Source organism: Streptomyces inhibens, assembly GCF_003389455.1.
Lineage (GTDB): Bacteria > Actinomycetota > Actinomycetes > Streptomycetales > Streptomycetaceae > Streptomyces > Streptomyces inhibens.
The window spans coordinates 101,271-122,190 of sequence record NZ_QUAC01000077.1 but is presented as its reverse complement, the minus strand read 5'-3'; the positions used below and the strand labels follow the sequence as shown (position 1 = coordinate 122,190).

At 67.9% G+C, this 20,920-nt stretch carries 10 protein-coding genes and 1 pseudogene; 10 read left to right on the top strand and 1 reads right to left on the bottom strand.

Annotation, left to right across the window (positions count from 1 at the left end; translation table 11 throughout):
* Positions 1–153 precede the first annotated feature (153 nt).
* The 6 genes and pseudogenes from DY245_RS11245 to DY245_RS11200 all read left to right on the top strand — a co-directional run.
* Positions 154–951 (top strand): maleylpyruvate isomerase family mycothiol-dependent enzyme, encoded by a 798-nt coding sequence (locus tag DY245_RS11245; RefSeq protein ID WP_128506179.1) that lies wholly within the window; start codon positions 154–156, stop codon positions 949–951.
* Between the two features lie 131 nt (positions 952–1,082).
* Complete coding sequence (locus tag DY245_RS11240; protein ID WP_128506177.1) at positions 1,083–1,484, top strand: hypothetical protein; 402 nt, start codon at positions 1,083–1,085, stop codon at positions 1,482–1,484.
* Positions 1,485–1,609: 125 nt separating this feature from the next.
* Positions 1,610–2,125: a hypothetical protein gene (locus DY245_RS11235; RefSeq protein WP_244942978.1), complete on the top strand. Its 516-nt coding sequence runs from the start codon at positions 1,610–1,612 to the stop codon at positions 2,123–2,125.
* Between the two features lie 109 nt (positions 2,126–2,234).
* The gene (locus tag DY245_RS47510) at positions 2,235–10,196 is read left to right on the top strand and encodes a toxin glutamine deamidase domain-containing protein (RefSeq protein ID WP_181923619.1); all 7,962 of its coding nucleotides are present in this window, start codon (positions 2,235–2,237) and stop codon (positions 10,194–10,196) included.
* Complete coding sequence (locus DY245_RS11205; protein ID WP_128506175.1) at positions 10,196–12,400, top strand: SUKH-4 family immunity protein; 2,205 nt, start codon at positions 10,196–10,198, stop codon at positions 12,398–12,400. Before DY245_RS47510 ends, DY245_RS11205 begins: the two co-directional genes overlap by 1 nt.
* A 976-nt stretch (positions 12,401–13,376) precedes the next feature.
* Positions 13,377–14,630: pseudogene (locus DY245_RS11200) on the top strand (ABC transporter substrate-binding protein); the annotation flags it as partial.
* Between the two features lie 965 nt (positions 14,631–15,595).
* Here the strand turns inward: DY245_RS11200 and DY245_RS11195 are convergent.
* A complete protein-coding gene (locus DY245_RS11195; protein ID WP_128506172.1) occupies positions 15,596–16,228 on the bottom strand; it encodes a hypothetical protein in 633 nt (210 codons plus the stop codon).
* Between the two features lie 452 nt (positions 16,229–16,680).
* On the opposite strand from DY245_RS11195, the gene DY245_RS11190 reads away from it, so the two are divergent.
* The 4 genes from DY245_RS11190 to DY245_RS11175 all read left to right on the top strand — a co-directional run bounded on the left by DY245_RS11190 (position 16,681) and on the right by DY245_RS11175 (position 20,528).
* Entirely contained in the window at positions 16,681–17,022 is a 342-nt protein-coding gene (locus DY245_RS11190) for an SUKH-4 family immunity protein (protein ID WP_128506170.1), read from the top strand.
* A 393-nt stretch (positions 17,023–17,415) separates the two neighbouring features.
* Positions 17,416–18,675, top strand: coding sequence for an ABC transporter substrate-binding protein (locus DY245_RS11185; protein ID WP_181923617.1), 1,260 nt, complete (start codon positions 17,416–17,418; stop codon positions 18,673–18,675).
* A gap of 62 nt (positions 18,676–18,737) precedes the next feature.
* On the top strand, positions 18,738–19,685 hold the full coding sequence (locus tag DY245_RS11180) for a carbohydrate ABC transporter permease (protein WP_181923622.1): 948 nt from the start codon (positions 18,738–18,740) through the stop codon (positions 19,683–19,685).
* 6 nt (positions 19,686–19,691) lie between these two features.
* Positions 19,692–20,528, top strand: a complete 837-nt coding sequence (locus DY245_RS11175; RefSeq protein WP_128506168.1) for a carbohydrate ABC transporter permease — start codon at positions 19,692–19,694, stop codon at positions 20,526–20,528.
* The last annotated feature ends 392 nt before the right edge of the window (positions 20,529–20,920 follow it).

Below are 20,920 nucleotides of genomic sequence, written 5' to 3'. Positions count from 1 at the left end.
CAGCGGCCGCTCCAGAACCAGCGCGGCGCGGTCGTCGCCCACGCCGTTCGCCGGGCCACGGACGCCGTCATCTGCCGGCTGCGCTTCCGCCTGGAGGCGGCCATCCGCACGTGGTAACGGCTCAATGTCGGTAGCGGCCTCTACCGTGACGGCATGAACTCCACCCTGAGCTACGACGATTACTGCACCGAGATCGTCACCCAGGCAGACCTGCTGGCATCCGTCCTCACCAAGGACACCGCCCTCACCACCTCCGTCCCCTCCTGCCCCGACTGGAACCTCGCCCAGTTGCTCCGGCATCTGGGCGAGGCCCACCGCTGGGTCGAGGAGATCGTGCGAACCCGGGCCACCGAACCCCCGCCCGACACCGCCCTGCGAACCCTCCCCCGCGACACCACCCAGACCCCGCCTGAACTCGCCGCCTGGCTCACCGAGGGCGCCGGACTCCTGGCCACCGCCCTCCGCGCCACGAGCCCGGACACCAGGATCTGGACCCCGCTCCCCTCCGGGTCCCCGCTCTTCTTCGCCCGCCGGATGGCCCACGAGACCGTCATCCACCGCTGCGATGCCACCCTGGCCCTCGGCGCGGACTTCGCCGTCGACCAGCACATCGCCATCGACACCATGGACGAGTGGATGGAACTCGGTTCCCTCCCCGAGATGTTCGACTTCCACCCCGATCGGCGCGAACTGCTCGGCCCCGGCCGTACCCTCCACTTCCACGCCACGGACACCCCGCCGGAAGCGGCCGCCGACTGGCTGGTCGACCTCACCGGCGACGCCCTCGCCTGGCGCCGTTCCGCCGAGGAAGCCGCCGTCTCCGTCCGCGCTCCCCTGACCGATCTCCTGCTCCTCATCTACGGCCGACGCCCCGCCGACGACGAAGCCTTCGAGGTCCTCGGCGACGCGGAGCTCCTCGACTTCTACCTGGCACGGGTCCTCTTCGGCTGAGCGCGGGCAGGCCACTCGGCAGCCGTTCCCGCGAACCGAACAGGCTTGCGCGGCGTGAGTTAGGTTGACCACCACCGACAAGATCAGCGCCAAGACCCGCGCCAAGATCAGCGCCAAGGAGAGCAGCGTCCATGACAGATCCCGGCATGACGGGCAGCAATCCCGGCCAGCCCCCCACGCCGCCCACGCCGCCCCCGGTCCCTCCGGTTCCTCCGCACGGTGGCGCGGAGGACGGCGCGCCGAAGCCGGTGCCGACCAGCCAGGACGAAGCCCTGGAGATCGGCCGGCAGCACTTCCCCGAAGTCGGTTCGCCCGACGGTCCGTCCGCCCTGTTTGTCCATGAATTCGACGTCGCCTACCTGGTGCACGCGAGCTGGCCGGCCCCCGAGGACCCCGACGCCCCGCCGTCCGATCCGGGCGGGAGCAACGTCGCCATCTCCAAGGTGAACGGCGATGTCACCTTCCTGCCCAACTTCCCCCCGGAGGAGGCGGTCGAGCTCTACCACCGCTGGTACCGGCCGAGCGGCTCCTGAAGCCGGGCGGGCCGGCAGGGGCGTCCCGCCCGGCGCCGGGGCTCTCGCGCGGTACCACCTGGCGGGCTGTCACCGCCCGCCTTTAAGCTTTGGCTTGTAGATATCATTGAGTAACCATTACCAACATGGGGGATGTTGTGGGGGCAGGCGGGTTCCAGACGGATGTGGAGTCCCTCAAGGCTGAGGGCACCAGCTTCGTCAAGCTCGGCGAGGACTTCTACACCTCGGTCGCACGGCTGATGGACGGCCTGAGCGCGCTGGGCGCGGGTCCGCCCAGCAAGGGGGACAACCAGCCCCCGCCGCCGGAGAAGTCGTTCGGCCAGCAGTTCTGGAGCGGGCTGACGACGTTCGACAGCAAGGACGGCGCTCCGCCGTGGGGGGATGACGACATCGGCGAGAAGTTCGGTGTCGCCTACGAGGGTGTGCGCGACGGCATGTACGAGTCGATGGGCCACCTCTCCTCGAAACTCCAGGAAATCGGCAAGGCGCTCACCTCCATGTCCAAGAATTACGCGGAGGGCGAGGACTTCAGCGAGTCCTTGATGAAGCAGCACGTCGAGAACAAACAGGCGTGGCAGGACCCGACGAAGGAACAGGGCCCCCAGGTGGTCCGCACCGCCTGGAGACCTGCCAGCGGCTGAGGCCGGCGGTCGGTTCCGAAGTCTTTGACGTGGAGGCCTTTTCATAAGGCCTCCGTCCACACCACGCCAAATTGCACTTTTTTCACGGGGGAGCTCTACCTTGTCTGTCATGCTGCCGGATCCACTTGAGTGGGTCCTGGATATGCTCGGCTTCAACTGGCCGCACGCAGACGAAGACAAGTTGATGGAATGTGCCCAGGTCTGGCGCACTTTCGCAGCCGAGGTCGAGGGCCACCAGGCCCGGGGCACCACCTACGCCTCCAATGTGGTCAGCCAGAATTACGGCGACTCCATCGAGGGCTTCAGCAAGACCTGGGAGAAGTTCTCCGGCGGCTCCGGTTACTTCAACGACGCCCGCGAGGCGGCCGAGGTCATCGCCTTCACGCTGGAAGCCGCCGCCATGCTGGTCATCGGCATGAAGGTCGCCGTGATTGTCCAGCTGGCGATTCTGGCCGCGGAAATCATCGCGGCACAGGTCGCGGCGCCTTTCACCCTCGGCCTTTCCGAAATCGGTGGCGCGGCCGCGACCTTGGCCACCCGTGAAGTGATCCGCAAGATCCTCAAGGAGGTCGCCAAGCAGCTGCTGGACACCATCCTGGAGGCCGCCAAGGAGCCGGTGATCTCCGCGCTGGAGGCCATGGTCTCCGACATCATCGCCCAGACCGTCAACCAGAACTTCGGCGCGCAGAACGGCTACAACGCCGGCCGCACCCTCAAGGAGGGCCAGAAAGCCGCCACCGACGCCATCAAGAACACCGGCGAAACCCTCGGCGAAGGCCTCCGCGACGGCGCCGGCGGCCGGGCCGGACGACACGCCCGTCATGGCCTGGACAGCGCGGCCGGACACGGGAGCGAGGGCAGCGACTCCAGCGGCGACGGCGACAGCGCGGGCTCCGGTAACTCGGAGAGCGGGTCCGGCAGCGGTTCGGGCAGCGGCAGCAGCGACGGCGGCGGCTCGGGCAGCGGGTCCGGGTCCGGCAGCAGCTCCGGCAGTGGTTCGAGTTCCAGTTCCAGTTCCAGTTCCAGCAGTGGTGCGGGCGACGGCGGCTCCGGCAGCAGTTCCGGGAGCGGCTCGGGCAGCAGCTCCGACGGCGGCGGTTCGTCCAGCACGTCGAACGACTCCAGCGGCGGCAACCGCGGCGGCTCGGACGGCGGCTCCACCAGCCACACCCCCCGCGCCTCGGACAACACCGGCGCATCCGGCACCCCGGACAGCGCCGGCCCCGACACCAACTCCCCCTCCTCTCCCTCCCCCTCCTCCGACAGCTCCCCCAACGGCTCGGACACCCCGCACAACGTCCCTGACGCGCAGCCCCTCCCGCCACCGGCCCAGCGCTCCCCGTTCGACGAGGGCTACTCGGGCGGCAACGACAGCCCGTACGGGGCCTCCCACACCCCCGACTCCAACGGCACTCCGGACTCGGGCACTCCGGGCTCGGGCACCCCCGACTCCGGCGGCCCCACCCCGGACGCCTCCCGCCCGGATTCCGACTCGGCGAGCACCCGGCCCACCCCAGACAACACCCCGGACTCGGCCCGCCCCGACTCCGACGGGATCACCACCCAGCCGACCCGGGACACCACCCCCGACGCCACCCGCCCGGACACGGACGCCGTCAGCACCCAGCCAACCCCCGACCGCACCCCCGACTCGGCCCGCCCCGACTCCGACGGGATCACCACCCAGCCGACCCGGGACACCACCCCGGGCTTCGCACGCCCGGACACGGACTCGGTCAGCACCCAGCCGACCCCCGACACCACTCCGGACGCCGCCCGCCCCGCCCCCGCGCCGGACAACTCCCCCCACGAGGGCGGGCCTTCGCACCCTGACGCGCCCCAGTCGACCCCGACGCCCTCGCCGACCCCGGACCCCGTAGCCGGCAACCCGCCCTCCTACGGCGACAACTCCAACGACGGAACCGGCAACGGGACCAACAACGGATCCGGTAACGGTTCCGGCAACGGGGACAACTCCAGCAACACCGGTGGCAGCGGCCGCACCTCGATGCCGCACGTCAGCACGCCGCCCCAGGGCGCCCCCGTACACCACACGCCCTCGTCCGGCCAGCCGATCCAGCAGCGTGACCCGGCCCCCGGCAACCCCATGCCGACCGAGGACGCCGACGACACCACCGTCACCACCCAGTCCGCGGGCACCGCCACCCTCCCCCCGCGCACCCAGCACACCGCCGACCCCGGCACCAGCGCGCCCTCCACCCCCACGCCCCAGGCGCAGCCCAACTCCCCCCAGGCCGGCGGCCCGATGATGGGCGCCATGCCGCCCCAGGGCGGCGCCACCACCCCCACCGCGCCCCGCAGCGGCACACCGTCCAACTCCAACGGCGGCAACGCTTCTGCACGCACCAACCGCCGTCCCGATGGCTCCCAGGCCATCCACGACGCCACCCAGCAACCCCGCCCCGACGCCCCGGCCTACAACCCCCGCCTCGACGGCCCCCGCAGGGAACAGACGTCGGCCCCGTACAACCCCCGCCTGGACGGCCCGCGCCGCGACGCACCCACCACACCCCCCGGCAACAACCGCCGCGCGGACGGCTCGCAGATCGTCCAGGACCACACCCAGCAGCCCACCCCCGAGCGCCCCCCACACAACCCACACCTCGACGGCCCCCTCCACGACACCGACCCCACCCGCCCGGACACCCCGGGCCAGGGCGACGGCCGGCAGCAGCACCCCCAGCAGGACCCGTCGGACTCACACCACGACGGCACCATTCCGGACGGCGCCCGCCCCGACGCGACACGGCCCGATGGCACACGTCCCGATGGCACCCGCCCGGACGCGACACGTCCTGACGCAACCCACCCAGACGGCAACCGTCCTGACAGCACCCGCCCAGACTCGTCGCGCCCCGACGACACACGCCCGGACGGCACCCGTCCCGACGCGACACGTCCCGACGAAACGCGCCCCGATACGCCGCGCCCGGACGCATCCCGCCCCGACGGCACCCGCCCGGACGGCACCCGCCCGGACTCGTCGCACCCGGACTCGTCGCGCCCGGAGTCGTCCCGCCCGGACACAACACAGCAGCAGCCTGACCCCACCCGTTCGGACCGACCCCAGGCCGACGGCCCCGAGCAGGCCCCGTCACGCCCGGGTGCCCAAGCTCCCAGCGCGCCGAACCCCAACATCCCGCACCAGAACCAGCAGCCGCAGCCGCAGCCGCCCACGCCGCAGCAGCCGACGCCACAGCAGCAGCAACCGCACCAGCAGCAGCCCACGCTCCAAAGCACCACGCCCACCCAGCAACAGCACCCGCAGCAGCAAACCCCCCAACAACACCAGCCCCAAAACCAGCAGCAGCAACAACAGCAACAGCCGGCACCCCACCAGCAGCAGGCTCCCCACCAGCAGCCCACGCCGCAGCACCAGAACCCCAACCAGACCCAGCCCACCCCGGACCAGCAGCAGCAACAACAGCACCAGGCGCCGGTCCAGCAGCCCTCGAACCGCCCGAGCCACCTCGACGTGCGGGTCACCCTCAACCACCAGCCCAGCGGCCTGTACTTGCCCTTCCCCCACGACCAGCAGGCCCTGGAAGCGAACTTCCCGCGGAACCCGGATGGCACCCCACGGGCCTTCAACGACCCGTTCCAGCCCTGGGCCCAGCTCCAGAACGACGGCGGCCCCACCGTCCTCGGCCGCTCCAACAACTGCGCCGACTGCACCCGCTCCTTCATGGAGTCCTGGTACGGCAACCCGCAGGTGTCCGGGGTCCGCACCTACGACCCGGACGGCAAGGGCGGCATCGACCGCGCTTCGGGCGAGCGCGACGGCACCCGCAACATCGAGCAGTACACGGGCGCCAAGTTCCGCAACTCCGGCCCGAACTCCAAGGACGGCTATGACCAGATAGCCAAGGATCTCCACGCCGCCGGCCCCGGCGCCGCGGCGGCGGTCCTGGTCACCTGGCCCAACGGCGGAGCCCACGTCTTCAACGCGGTCAACCACAACGGCAAGGTCGTCTGGGTCGACAGCCAGACCGGCAAGGTCAGCGACCAGCCCATCAACACCAGCGCCAAGAACGTCTGGCACCTGGTCCTCGACGCCAACCGCCAACCGTTCGACCCCACCCAGCCCCAGACCCAGAACCAGACCCCCCAGCAACAGAACCCCCAAAACCAACAGCAGGCCCAGGCCCAGGCCCAGGCCCAACAGCAGGCCCAGGCCCAACAGCAGGCCCAGGCTCAAGCGCAGGCGCAGGCACAGGCCCAAGCCCAGGCCCAAGCCCAGGCGCAGGCACAGGCACAGGCACAGGCACAGGCACAGGCACAGGCCCAAGCCCAGGCCCAGGCGCAAGCCCAGGCGCAGGCCCAAGCCCAGGCCCAAGCCCAGGCGCAGGCCCAAGCCCAGGCGCAGGCGCAGGCACAGGCACAGGCGCAGGCGCAGGCACAGGCCCAGGCGCAGGCACAGGCGCAGGCACAGGCCCAGGCGCAGGCACAGGCCCAGGCGCAGGCGCAGGCGCAGGCGCAGGCGCAGGCGCAGGCGCAGGCGCAGGCGCAGGCGCAGGCGCAAACCCAGGCGCAGGCGCAGGCGCAAACCCAGGCGCAGGCACAGGCCCAAGCCCAGGCACAGGCACAGGCCCAAGCCCAGGCCCAAGCCCAGGCCCAGGCGCAGGCCCAGGCGCAGGCGCAGGCGCAAACCCAGGCGCAGGCACAGGCCCAAGCCCAGGCACAAGCGCAGGCACAGGCCCAGGCCCAGGCACAAACCCAGGCCCAGGCGCAACACCAACAGCAGAACCCGTACGCCCAGCAGCAGCAACAGCCGCAGCAGCAACAGCAGCCCGGGCCGTACCAACAGCCCCACCAACAGCAGCCAGGCCCCTACGCCCAGCAGCAGCAAAATCCCTACGCCCAACCACAGCCACAACAGCAGCCGGGGCCATACCAGCAACCCCACCAGCAGCAGCCGGGACCGTACACCCAGCAGCCCCACCAGCAGCCGGCCCCCCAGCAGCAACAGCAGCACAACCCGTACGCCCAGCCACAGCAGCCCGGCCCGTACCAGCAGCAACCGGGTCCGTACGCGCAACCCCAGCAGCAGAACCCGTACGCCCAGCCGCAGCATCAGCCGAACCCCTACGCCCAGCAGCCGCAGCAACAGCCCGGGCCGTACCAGCAGCCGAACCAACAGCAGCCCGGCCCGTACGCCCAGCCCCACCAGCAGCAGCAGCAGCAGCCGGGACCGTACACACAGCAGCCTCACCAGCAGCCCCAGAACCACAACCCCTACCAGCAGCAGGCCCCGCAGAACCCGCAGCACCCCCAACACCCGGCAGCAGCCCCCGACACCGCGGCCGGCACTTCACCGACCCCGGATGCCAACCACCCGGACAATCGGCCCGAGACGGACGCAACCGACACCACCCCGCGCCCCGACACGGACGGACGCGCACCTGCCCAGGAGACGACGGACTCCCAGGCGCCCAACGATCCGGGGACATCCCCCGATCATGTTGCGGACAACGACGCCGAACGCCCCGACCAAGCCGAACGCCCCGACGACTCCTCTCGACCGGAGGAGAACGCCGAAGGCAATGAGGTCCCCTCGGAGCACAAGGCCGAGTCCGACAACCAGGACCAGGCCGACCACACCGAACATGCCGACCACGGCAATCCGTCGGAGGACTCAACCCACTCGGACCACTCGGACCACGCAGAAAACTCGGACCACTCCGACGACTCGGACCGGTCCGACCAGGACGACCCCACCCCCTCCTCCGAAACCCGCAACCGCGAGCGCCCGGGTGGCCTCGACGGCCCCACCGACGAGCACCAACAGCACGTCCAGGACTCGATCCCCAAGGACGAGAACGGCGAACCACAACGCCACCCCGACCCCGACGACGGCAACTGGGTCAACTCCATCAACGACCCCGGCCCCGACGCCCCCGGCCGCAACAACAACTGCGTCGACGCCGCCCTCGCCACCGCCGACACCTACTCCGGCAACCCCACCGCCGCCGCCCACCGCACCCCCGACACCAACCCCGACGGCACCCCCTCCGACCGCGGCGAGAACAACGGCCGCGACCGCATCGAAAACACCCTCGGCGCACGCTTCAACGACTACGGCAACGGCCGCGACGCCTTCAACCGCCTCGAAAACGACCTCCGCAACTCCGGCCACGGCTCACAAGCCGTCATCGTCACCCAGGACCGCAACGGCCGCGCCCACGCCTGGAACGTCGTCAACCACAACGGCAAAATCACCTACGTCGACGCCCAAACCGGCAAACGCAGCGACAAGCCCCTGCACGACGGCTCCAACGGCGTCCACGCCATCCCGCTCGACGCCAACCGCCAACCCGCCCCGAGCACTAAGGCCACTCCCTCCCGGGACGCGGCAAACAACAACCGCCGACCGGCCGCCGAACCCGCCGGCAGTGGCGACGGCAAGAAGCACAAGCTCTCCCCCGACGACATGGAGATCGACGAGGGAGCCGCCCAGAAACATCAGAAGCCGAACGACTACACGCCGGACAACACCTCCGACGTGGACATGCCCGATGCCGACGACCCGCACCACCAGACTGCAAGTGAGTCGCGCAAGGCACGAAACGAAGACCTTCCGCAGCCTGAAGCGTCGGACCTGAAGCATTCGAACCGTCCACCCGACACGTCCCAGGGTCTGGTGCGGGAGCACGAAAGCGTCGGCACCCCGGTCCACAGGATCGAGCTGCACCCCGAAAACCCTGCGGATAATCCTGCCTACACACACCTGCGCGAATGGGCGAAAGACGGACGTCTGGCCAACCTCCTGGAGGTGGCCGCCAATAGGCGAGCCGCCTACGTGGACGTCACGCAAGGCGTCGCGGATGCCAGGAATGCTCTCCACGACGCCCGAGCGGAGCACGCGAAGGCACTCAAGGAAAACGACGAGAACCCGAGCGACAAGAACGCGCAAGCCCTGGCGGATGCCGCAGCGAAGTACGAACAGGCAAAGCAGGATCACGCGGCCGCACGGGATGCCGTCAAGGACACGGACATACCTCCGACCGCCTTCACGGAGAAGGAACTCCGAGAAATCCTCGGCCCCGACTTCTCGCGTATGAATGACGGCCATCGACATGTCGTCATCGCCACCGTGGCCCGCATGAGCTTGGCATTCCACGCGAACAACAGCGTAGGAAGCAGCCCCGAGCGTGCACCCGACGGCCAGACGCCTTACAAGGGTGCGGCGCGGCAGCAGCAAAAGGACCGGGAAGACCCGGCAACGGAGTTCGACGAGTCGGCCGCCGCCGCCCGCCGAGCGAATACGGCAAGCGGAAAGGGGAAAGCCAACCTCATACCGCCGAAGTATCGCGAAAAGGGAAGCGCGGCCTACAAGGCGATGCAGGACCTCCAGCGAGCAAAAACGGGTTCGGACAAGGCAAACATCACGCCGCGCTTTGCGACGCTCCTCAAAGACGCAAAAGACAATGTCCCCGACTTCTCCGAAAAGAACTACGCCGTTGTGGAAGTCGTGGACTCCGACGGCAACAGCACATACATTGTCGATTCGTCAGTTCCTGCCCAGAGCGACGGAGCAACTCCGCGCCATTCCGAGCGACACATTCTCCAGTGGATAAATCGCCTCAATGCGACCAAGGGGAAGGAGGGCTATACCATAGCCGGGCTCTACACCGAGCGAGAGCCGTGCGGAACCCCCAAGGAGAGCCCGGGGCACGCCGACTGCTCGCTGGAGCTGCGCAAGGCACTGGCCGAGCAGAAGATTCCGGTATATTACAGCACCACATATCGCGAGGACACCGATGGACGCGCTGAGGCACAGCAAGAGAAGCGCGCCGAGCTGGAAGCCAATCGCGACAAATTCATCGAGGAGAACAGCCACCTCTCCGAGGCGGACCTGAAGAAGCAACTCAAGAAGGAGGGGCTCACTGACGCGCAGATAAATACTCGAGTCAAGGAAGCACGCTCGGATAATGAAACAGAGATGTCGGCGGAGATGGAGAGCCATCTGCACGTCATCAGTGAACTCTGGGCGCACACCCGAATCTCGATGCTGAATCGCAAGCAAGCAGGGACGTCAGTAGAGGCATAATGGGCAACCAGGAACGGTCACCGAACATCACGTCGAGCGAGGATGCCGTTTCCCTCATCACCGAGTGGTGGGGGGACGAGCGCCCCGGCGGCAAGTGGATCCATGTGGCGGACACTTCAGGGCGCGACGGCGCCAAGGTTCTGCGTGAGGTCCACCGCACCATCGCCGGTAGTGTTCTGCTGGATGCCACCGGGCGTACCGCCGAAGAGTTGCACACCGAAATACTCGGGGTTCTTGGCGTTGACCTCTCTGCGGGCAGCCGTCGAAATTGGCGCGTGTCGGTGCGGAGACTGGAAGAGCCTCGGCTCGTCCTCGTCATCAACGCTCATCGGGCAGGAGTCACTCGCTTCTCGTACGAGCCGGAACGCCTCCTTTCCCGAACAGTTCAGGGATTGAGCGGCGGCAAGGCTGGACTGGTCGTTCACAGCGGGCCGTTGCGGCGCTCCGTACGCGCACCCGTCGCGGTGCATGTGGAGGGGCCGGAGTCCACGCATCGCGACTGGCCGCAGCCTGTCCGTGCGCTGGCCCTGTCGGAACCGCGCGTCGTGCCCCTGCGCATGTGGGCTGAGCTCACCGCCGCTCTGACCGGCGAACAGCTGACGGAGTCAGCCCTTCTGGAGGTCTTGGAGGAGTTTCCGGCCGAGCTTGCCTCCGACGAGAGCGGCGTCCGGTTCACGGACGAAAGCCTCGCCGAAGAACTGCGCCGCAATGCCGGTGAGCGGGACGTCGAAAACGTCAACCGGCACATGGTCCAGTGGCTGCGTGACATCTCTCCGGAATTCCAGCACCCGGAAGGGTGGAGCAAGCACGGCCACGAAGGCGCCTATGTCGCGACCGGACTTGCCATGCATGCCGCACGTGCCGGCTATTACCAGGGGATTCCCGCAGACTACGAAGGGCCTGCGAGGGTCTTCGGTGATCTGCTCCAGGACGGGCAGGCAATAGCGAACGTCTCCCAGCTCCTGCTGCTGGACGCCGCTGCCTGTGCGAGCTTCGGCACTCTTCCCGGCAACTCGGCCGCTGCGGACGCCTCCTACCTTTGGCTGTACGGCATGATTCCGGCCGCGCAAGGAGAGTGGGCTGCCTGGCTGCACCTCATGGCCACCGCACGCGGCGATGACGCGTTCGCCTCCGCCATCGCCGCTTCGGGCGTGGACCTCCCGTGGAAGGCGAAGTGGACGCAGTGGCGGCCGCCAGGTGCCTACCACCATCGCTACCTCTCATTCCGCGCCTGCGACGGCATGACCGAAGTGCAGTGGCAAGGACGACCAGCCATTGCCGGCCTCTACGACGCCGACGAGTCCACGACTCTCTGGGACCCCCTCACCGGCCGGCTGTTGGCCGGGCCTTGGTACGGAGAGGACATTCCGGAGGAGCACCTTCCCGACCTGTCGTGGCCCGATGAAGAGGAAGATTCGGGACCCACGACGTTTGACGAGCTTTTCGAAGCCATGCCGGACGAGCCTGCGGTCCACGACCTGCTGCTCGCCGCTCCCCCGCTGGTCCTTGAGGAGGTGACCGTCCTGGGTGGTGTCGGCGGCCTGTTCGCCGTCAAGCCCGCGGCAGGAGAAGCCTTCACCGGGACCAGCTCACCTGAAGTGCGTCCCCTCTCCGGCCCGTACGTGGCGGCAAATGAAACGACGCCCGTCGACGCACCACCGCCCGGTCCGGCGGACCTGATCGAGTTGTACGGCGCCGACGAGTTCCGGAAGTTCGGAGAAGGAAAACTCCCCACCGGACTCACCGACCCGGCAACCCGGCGCACTCTCACCGACATCGGCCTGCCCGCTGTGGATGAGAGCGGCATGGCGATCTACCCCTGGGGATGGGCCGGCCGGCTGCCCGAAGCCTTGGAACAGGTCTCCTGGCCGTCGGGCATCAGCGCCCCGGAAGGGGCCGGTCCGCTCTTCCAGATCGGGTTCTGGATGGGTGGCGACCTGGTCATCGACGGCCACTCAGGTCAGGTGCTCCGCATCCCCACAGAGCCGGATGAGGAACATCTGGCGGCCTTGCCCGCGGCCTGCAGTCTGGAGAGCTTCCTCACCCTGGTCGGTTTGTGGGTCACCGGCCTTCGCCTCAAGGCCGTCATCGAGGATGACGACGAGGTCCACCTGTTGCGGCAGCACGTGCAGAGCGCCCAGTTGCTCGTCGATGAAACAGGCGCGGAAGCTCCCGCGTGGTCGTACGCCTTCCTTAACGACTGACACCGTGAGAGGGCTGACCAGCGCGCCGGCACGAGAGAAAGGGGCTTGGCCGAAGCATGGGCATACCTCCTGAAGCTCACCACCCCGCACGTGCCGTCACCGTCGTCAGCGACTGGTGGCAGGGTCTTCGCAGCCCGGTGGCCCGCCAGCATTTCTTGTCGACCCGTCCGGAACGAATGGCGGGGCGATTCTGCGAGAAGTCCACCGGCGCGTCGAAGGCAGTGTCGTCGTGGACGCCCAGGGGCTCACCACGGAGGAGGTTCACAAAGAGGTCCTCGTCGCCCTCGGGGTGGACGCGTCGCAGGGCAGCCGGAGTCGCTGGCGGAACTCTCTGCGGGAGATCTCCACAGCTCGTCCGGTGCTGCTCGTCAATCTTCACCGGGCGGGCCCGACCCGGCGTTCATACGAACCAGAACGTCTGATCTCCCGAACCGTCCCGGGCCTGAACAGTGGCAATGTCACCGTGCTGGCGCATACCGCTCCGCGCGACCTCCCCGAGCGGTCCGAGGCGATCTTTCGACTGCCGGAGAGCGAGACCGCGGAAGGGCTGGAATCCCCTCTTCTGCGGGCTGGCCCTGGCCGAGCCCCGCGAAGTGCCGATGCGGATATGGGCTGAATCGGCGAGCGCCCTGACCGGTGAGCCGGTCGCCGAGACGGCCCTCAGCCGGCTTGTCGACGATCGTTCCGATCTCCTAACGAGTGACGGCGCTGTACCGGCCCACGTCGGGCGGCACAGCGGTGATTGTCAGGCGCCCGTTCACAACGACGTTTCCTACGGCTGGGCCATCGGCGGCCGGTGACAGCCGAGGCGCCGGTGATAACCGAGCCGCCGGTGATAACCGAGCCGCCGGTCGGTTCGTAGAGATGCAATGCGCGCTTCACGGTCGTGCGGCAGAGTGGCGGTTGCAGCGTGCAGTGATCGACGATCAACAGGAAGCAACAGACGGCGGGTTACGAGCGCAGCGGGCGACGGGCCATGGCGGGGATCGAGAGACGGCGAGTGCTGGCGGCCGGCGGCGGGATCGCCCTGGCGGCGGGCTTGGCCACTGCGTGCGGGTCCAACACCGGCCGCAACGCCGGGGGTTCGGGTCCCGAGATCAGTCAGTGGTACCACCAGTACGGGGAGCCGGGGACCCAGCAGGCCGTGAAGCGGTATGCGGCGGAGTACAAGAAGGCCGAGGTGCGGGTGCAGTGGCGGCCCGGGGATTACGACCGGCAGACCGCGGCCGCCTTGCTGACCGACTCGGGGCCGGATGTCTTCGAGGTCAACGGGCCGTTACTGGACCAGATTCAAGGTGGGCAGGTCGTCGATCTGACCGATGCGGTCGAGCCGGTCAAGGACGACTTCAACCAGGCCGTGCTGGCGCCGAAGATCTGGCAGGACAAGATCTGGGGCATCCCGCAGGTCGTCGATATGCAGCTGCTCTACTACCGCAAGAGTGCGCTCAAGGATGCGGGGGTGGAGCCTCCACAGTCGCTCGACGAGTTGGTGGACGCAGCCAAGAAGCTCAGCACGAAGAAGAGCAAGGGGCTTGTCCTGGGGAACGACGGTGGGGTGGGGGTGCTCAGCGGGACTCCCTTGTTCGCTGCCGGGCTGAGTCTGATCAGCGAGGACGGCAAGGTCGGGTTCGATGATCCGGCGGCGGCCCGGACGCTGGGGAAGATCCGGCAGCTGTACGCGGACAAGTCCTTGCTGCTGGGGGCGCCTACGGACTGGTCCGATCCGGCCGCGTTCATCCAGGGGCTGACCGCGATGCAGTGGTCGGGACTGTGGGCGTTGCCGCAGATCAAGAAGGCGCTCGGGGACGACTTCGGCGTCCTGCCGTTCCCGAAGGACGGCTCAGGGGGCAAGCCGGCCGTCCCGGTGGGGGCGTACGGTTCGGCGGTCAGTGGGCGCGGCAAGCGCAAGGCGGAGGCGAAGGCGTTCGCCAAGTGGTTGTGGGTGGACCGGACCGACCTCCAGCAGGACTTCGCGTTGTCGTACGGCTTCCATATCCCGGCGCGGATCTCGTTGGCGAAGAAGGCCAAGCAGCTGCGGAAGGGTGCGGCGGCGGACGCGGTGCGGTATGCGACGGAGTACGGGCATGCCGAGCCGTTGCCGTGGACAACGGCGGACCGTACGGCGTATCAGGACGCGCTGAGCCGGATCATCAAGGACGGGGCCCATCCGGAGAGTGAGCTGAAGGCCGTGGTGTGGAAGGTGAACGCCGAGCTCCAGCGGGTCAAGGAGGACCGCGCCCGCCTCAGGGAGGCGTACGAGGAGCGCAAGGATGCCATGCAGGCGGAAGCGGCCGCACGGAACGCCGACGATCCGGACCGTGAGAAAGTCAAGGCAGAGTATGACCGTGACATGAGCCAGTACCGTGGTGAGTTGTTGCGAATTTGGATGGCGGCAGCACGGGCCAAGGACGCTGGTGTGGTGCCGCCCCAGACAGCCCCCTGAGTTGACCGGAGTGCAAGAACGTGGGGTCACCTCCAACTGCCCTTGGGGAGCTGGAAGCTTGGCTCAGTGAGCCGCGGCGCAAAAGCGGCGTGCTCGTATTGCGCGGCGCCACCGGTTCCGGTGCAGGGCCGGTACTCGACGACGTCCGTCGACGTGTGCCCGACGCAGTGCTCGTCGACTGTGTCCATCTGAGTGCCGAGGAAGTGGCGATTCATGTACTGCTCGGTCTGGGGGTAGATCCGGAGGCTGCTTACGAACGGCGATCGAGCCTCTGGAGTACGCAAGGGCTCATCAATCGTGATGCGGTCGTGCTACTGGCCAACGCCCAATGGGCAGGGCCCACGATCACATCGACGGAGCCCGGGCGTGTGCTCCGTATGGTCGCGGAACGCTTCGGGCGCGATGACCGCAGGTGTCTGCGAATCGTGGTGGAAGGTGATACCGAACGTGCCCGGATCCCCCACCGCCGCCACTTGCAGGAGGTATTGCTCACTGGCAGCGACGAGTCGGGCAGCGCCGGAACTCCTCAAGAGGCCAGTGCCGTGTCGCAAAACCGTGCCGTTCAGCTCCTCTCTGCGGCCGAGACGCCGACGGTTGCCTTTCCTGTGTGGTCAGCGCTCTGCGAAGCTTTGGAGCACCGCACGGACGAGGGAGAACTGCGGTCACTCGTCGCCCAGTACCCGGACCATCTGGCTGTAGGAGCTGCCGAGGACGGCACCGAAAGCGTTGCATTTACCACACCAGTGGTGCGGTCAATGGCTCGCGCGGCAAGTGCCCTCTCTCCCATGGAGCAGCAGCGCCTTTTCCGTCACCTCTCCGCGCACGCCGGCCCGCCCGAGCTGGCTCGCTACGCCGCTCAGGCTCTGCCGCTGCACGCGGCGCTCGGCGGTGCCCTCGAGGAGTTGCTGGGCAATGGAGAGATGCTTGCCCGAATTGATCGCTACGGGCTGCTGCAAGGACTGGCAGCGGCCTGGCCGGCCGGTGTGCCACAGGGCACTCTCGCAACGGATATTCACTATCTGGAAACGCAGCGAGTTGATCCCGTCTCGAATGGCGAGTGGGATTCCTGGTTGCATTGGGCGGCTGTGAACCGTGGGCAACGCGATATCGCAGACGGACTCGCGAGCGCTGGCGTCGATATGCCCTGGCGGACGCTCTGGTCCCATCAGCGGCCGTACGCCGTATTCGGTCCGGTGGACGGCGAAGTGGGACGTGTCGACCAGGTGCGCATTCAGCGCAGGGATGAAGTCCCGGTCGCCGTCATACGGCGGGTCGTCCAGTACGACGACATGGGCGGGCCATTGAATGAGCAGTATGTGGAGCGTGTCTTCACTCTCGATGACGGCACGGAGGTGGGCGCGGAGAGGGTCGTACGGATTCCGCACACCCAGGACACGCCCAGGCCGGCGGAGTTCCAGGAAGACGCAGCGCTACCGGCGCCCAGAACTCCCGACGTCAACAAGAGCATCAGGCCTGCCGGGCCAGGTCGCTGGGTGATCGGTGGACAAGGCGGACTCTACGCAGTGAACGTAGTGGCCTCGGCCGATTCCGAAACGGGAGTGTGGGGCGGCGGACCGTACCTCGGACCTGTGACAAGAGCGGCCACATGGCAGTGTCCTGAGGAGGCGCTTGCCGATGACGCCCCTTCGAAGTCATGGCTGGAGAGGGTTTTCGGTACCGGAAGGTGCCGGACAATTGCCGACGCCGAGCTGCCCGACGGGCTGCGTAATCCAACGGCCCGAGAGTTCTTGAGCACGATTGGCCTGCCGTACCTGAACGGACAGACCCCGTTTCTCTCCTTGCTTCCCCTGGACGAACAAGGGCTCCCGGAATTCGAATGGCCAGAAGACGCCCCGGACCAGAGGCCGATGGCCCCTTCTACCGGATCGGCTCATGGATGGGAGGAGCCGTGGTACTGGACGGATCGAGTGGAGCAGCCCTCCAGGACACGGAGAGCGGTTATTCCACAGTCCTCTTGGCCGGCAGCCTTCCGCAATTCGCCACGGTGCTACGGCTCTACTGTGAGTACCGCATCAGTTGGTTGCCCACCCTCGCTGAAGCCGTGGATGCCCGGTGGAGCCTCAGGGAATGGGTCGAGGAAATCGACCCCGCCACGGAGACCGGCGATCACTGGGACGAGGTTTTTGAAGGCGAATTGGACGATTCCGGATCGTACTGATGGACGTCCGACCTCAGCGCCCTTGCGAATAGCACAGATGAGCAGTACTTCTGCGGGTGCCTCCGTGTGATTCATGGAGGCAGGGTGGCAGCCCGCGCCCGGCCTACGCGGTCTGGTTTTGCTTGAGCTCCGGTTCGCACCGGACCGCTTTGCCGACGGGGAGTGGGGGGATGCCCCGGCGGGCTGAGGGCCTACGGCTGCTGCGGGGAGACCATGGGTCGGGTGAGGGGTGGCTGATGGGTGATCAGGGAATGTGGTAGGCCGTTCCGGGGTTTGGTTCGTAGAGATGCAATGTGTGTGTCACGGGCGTGCGGCAGAGTGGGCGGTCGCACCGTGTGGTGATCGACGATCACCGGCAGGCAGCAGGTTACGAGCGCAGGGGGCGACGGGACCATGACGGGCATCGACAGGCGGCGGCTGCTGGCGGCCGGGGGCGGGGTGGCTGCTGCGGCAGCGCTCGCCACGGCGTGCGGGTCCAACACCGGGCGGGGCGGCGGGGGTTCGGGGCCGGGGATCAGTCAGTGGTACCACCAGTACGGGGAGCCGGGGGTCGAGCGGGCCGTGAAGCGGTATGCCGCGGCTTACGACAAGGCCAGTGTCTCGGTGCAGTGGCGGCCGGGCGACTACGACCGGCAGACGGCGGCGGCGTTGCTCACCGACGCGGGGCCTGATGTGTTCGAGGTCAATGGGCCGTTGCTGGACCAGATTCAGGGGGGCCAGGTCGTCGATCTGACGGCCGAGGTCGAGCCGGTCAAGGATGACTTCAACCAGGCCGTGCTGGCGCCGAAGATCTGGCAGGGGAAGATCTGGGGCATCCCGCAGGTCATCGACATGCAGCTGCTCTACTACCGGAAGAGTCTGCTGAAGGACGCGGGTGTTGAGCCGCCGCAGACGCTCGATGAGTTGGTGGACGCGGCGAAGAAGCTCACCACGAAGAAGGCCAAGGGGCTGTTCCTGGGGAATGACGGTGGGGTGGGGGTGCTCGGTGGGACGCCGCTGTTCGCCGCCGGGCTGAGTCTGATCGGGGAGGACGGGAAGGTCGGGTTCGATGATCCTGCCGCGGCCCGTACGCTCGGCAAGATCCGCCAGCTGTACGCCGACAAGTCGCTGCTGCTCGGCGCCCCCACGGACTGGTCCGATCCGGCCGCCTTCATCCAGGGGCTGACCGCGATGCAGTGGTCGGGGCTGTGGGCGCTGCCGCAGATCAAGAAGGCGTTGGGGGACGACTTCGGGGTGCTGCCGTTTCCCAAGGACGGAGCCGGTGGGAAGCCTTCCGTGCCTGTCGGTGCGTACGGTTCCGCCGTCAGCGCGCGCAGCAAGCGCAAGGCGGAGGCGAAGGCGTACGCCAAGTGGCTGTGGGTGGACCGCACCGAGTACCAGCAGGACTTCGCGCTCTCGTACGGCTTCCACATCCCGGCCCGGATCTCGCTGGCGAAGAAGGCCAAGGAGCTGCGGGAGGGCGCGGCCGCGGATGCGGTGCGGTTTGCGACCGATCATGGCTATGCCGAGCCGCTGTTGTGGACGACCGCGGACCGTACCGCCTACCAGGACGCGCTGAGTCGGATCATCAAGGACGGCGCCAACCCGGAGAGTGAGCTGAAGACCGTGGTGCGGAAGGCCAATGCCGAGCTTGAGCGGGTCAAGAAGAAGTGACGGGAGTGACAGGAGCGGCTGAAGGGGCGGTCAAGGACGTACCGGGCGCGCGGGCCGCGGTGGTGCCGGGCGGCTTCGGGCGCCCCTCCCTCGGTGCCCGGCTGCTCGGCCCGCAGCGCCGCAACCTCTGGTTCTGGGCCTTCGTCGGGCCGTTCGCCATCGGGCTGGGGCTGTTCACCTACGTACCGCTGGTGTGGAGCGTCTATCTCAGTTTCTTCGATGCGCACAACACGGTGAGTCCGACCGGCGAGGAGTTCGTCGGGCTGGACAACTACGCGTCGATGCTGACCGATGACGCGTTTCTCGGCAGCCTGGGGACGTTCCTGCTGTTCACCGTCTTCATCGTGCCGGCCACGTACGCGCTCTCGCTCGCGCTCGCGCTGATGGTCAACCGGCTGCGCTTCGCCCAGGCGTTCTTCCGGTCGGTGTTCTTTCTGCCGACGGCCTGCTCGTATGTCGTCGCGGCGGTGATCTGGAAGCTGTCGATCTTCAACGGGGTGCGGTTCGGGCTGGCGAACACCGTGCTGGGGTGGTTCGGCGCGGATCAGACCGCCTGGCTGTCCACCACCGATCCGCCCTGGTACTGGCTGGTCATCGTGACCGTACGGCTGTGGCTGCAGGCCGGGTTCTACATGATTCTGTTCCTGGCCGGGCTGCAGCGGATCTCGCCGCAGTTGTACGAGGCGGCGGCGGTCGACGGGGCGCGGCCCGGCTGGCAGACCTTCCGGCACATCACCTTTCCGCAGTTGCGCGCCACGTCGGTGGCGGTGGTGCTGTTGCTGGTGATCAACGCGTTCCAGGCGTTCGACGAGTTCTACAACTTGTTGAGCGATGCGCGGGGTTATCCGCCGTATGCCCGGCCTCCGTTGGTCTATCTCTACTACACGGCGCTGGGGCGGGATCAGAATCTCGGGCTGGGGAGTGCGGGCGCGGTGATTCTGGCGCTGATCATCGCGGTGGCGACGGTGGTGCAGGCACGCTGGTTCGGCCTCGGCCGCAAGGAGGACTGAGCACCGATGCATGACGCTCTGACCAGGGCCGGGCGCGCGCTGCGGGTCGTCGTCCTGATCGCCCTCGCGCTGCTGTTCCTGATCCCCTTCTATCTGCTGGTGCGCAACGGGCTGGCGACCGAGCGGGACATCACGGCGCCCGATTGGAGGTTCTTCCCGCACGCTCTGCAGTGGTCGAATCTGACCGAGGTCTTCGACGACCCGAGCCTGCCCATGGGGCGGGCGCTGCTGAACTCCACGCTGATCGCGGTGTCGACGACCGTGGGGACGGTGGTGCTGGCCTCGCTCGCGGGGTACGGCCTGGCGCGGATCCCGTACCGGCACGCCAATGTCGTCTTCTACGCGATCCTGGGGACGCTGATGGTCCCGGCGGCCGTGACGTTCGTGCCGAGCTTTGTGCTGGTGTCGTCGCTCGGGTGGATCTCGACGCTGCGCGGGCTGGTCATTCCGACGCTGTTCAGCGCCTTCGCCTGCTTCATCTTCCGGCAGTACTTTCTGGGCTTCCCCAAGGAGCTGGAGGATGCGGCGCGGGTCGACGGGCTCGGCTACTGGCGGACGTACTGGCGCATCGTCGTCCCCAACACCCGGCCGGTCTTCGCCGCGGTCGGCACCATCGTCTTCATCGGCGCCTGGAACGCGTTCCTGTGGCCGCTGGTGATCGGGCAGGACCAGGAGGCCTGGACAGTACAGGTGGCACTGTCGACGTTCACCACCGCGCAGAACCTCAATCTGCATGAGCTGTTCGTGGCCGCGGCGGTCTCGATCGCCCCGTTGGTGGTCGTCTTCCTGCTGCTCCAGCGGTACATCGTGGCGGGGGTGGAGCGTAGTGGGATTGATGACTGAGGCCTCGCGCAGATGGCTGAGGCCTCGGTCGGATGACTGACGCCTCGCGCAGACGACTGACGCCTCGGTCGGATGACTGACGTCTCGGTCATCGATGCTCCATGCATTGATGGCGGGGGCATGGGGTACGGTGCGTGGCATGAGCACGCACCCGATCTCCCGTGAGGGGGAGCCGCGCGACCGCGGCCCCCACGGCGAGTGCGCGCCCCGCGGCCTGAGCTTTCTGCGCCGCCGCGGCCGGGTGGGGTCTCCCCCGGCCGGTTGTCGCTGTACGGCCTGACTTGAGGGACGGCCTGACGGCCTGACCTGCGGGACGGCTCGGCTCGGCCGCCGCCACGCGACATCACTCCCCTCTCCCCCAGCACGGCTTTCTCTGCCTCACCTCCTCCCCC

Bases quoted from the DNA above. Each gene is read 5' to 3' on its own strand.
- DY245_RS11245 (WP_128506179.1), top strand. From the start codon at position 154: ATGAACTCCACCCTGAGCTACGACGATTACTGCACCGAGATCGTCACC.
- DY245_RS11240 (WP_128506177.1), top strand. From the start codon at position 1,083: ATGACAGATCCCGGCATGACGGGCAGCAATCCCGGCCAGCCCCCCACG.
- DY245_RS11235 (WP_244942978.1), top strand. From the start codon at position 1,610: ATGGGGGATGTTGTGGGGGCAGGCGGGTTCCAGACGGATGTGGAGTCC.
- DY245_RS47510 (WP_181923619.1), top strand. From the start codon at position 2,235: ATGCTGCCGGATCCACTTGAGTGGGTCCTGGATATGCTCGGCTTCAAC.
- DY245_RS11205 (WP_128506175.1), top strand. From the start codon at position 10,196: ATGGGCAACCAGGAACGGTCACCGAACATCACGTCGAGCGAGGATGCC.
- DY245_RS11190 (WP_128506170.1), top strand. From the start codon at position 16,681: ATGGCCAGAAGACGCCCCGGACCAGAGGCCGATGGCCCCTTCTACCGG.
- DY245_RS11185 (WP_181923617.1), top strand. From the start codon at position 17,416: ATGACGGGCATCGACAGGCGGCGGCTGCTGGCGGCCGGGGGCGGGGTG.
- DY245_RS11175 (WP_128506168.1), top strand. From the start codon at position 19,692: ATGCATGACGCTCTGACCAGGGCCGGGCGCGCGCTGCGGGTCGTCGTC.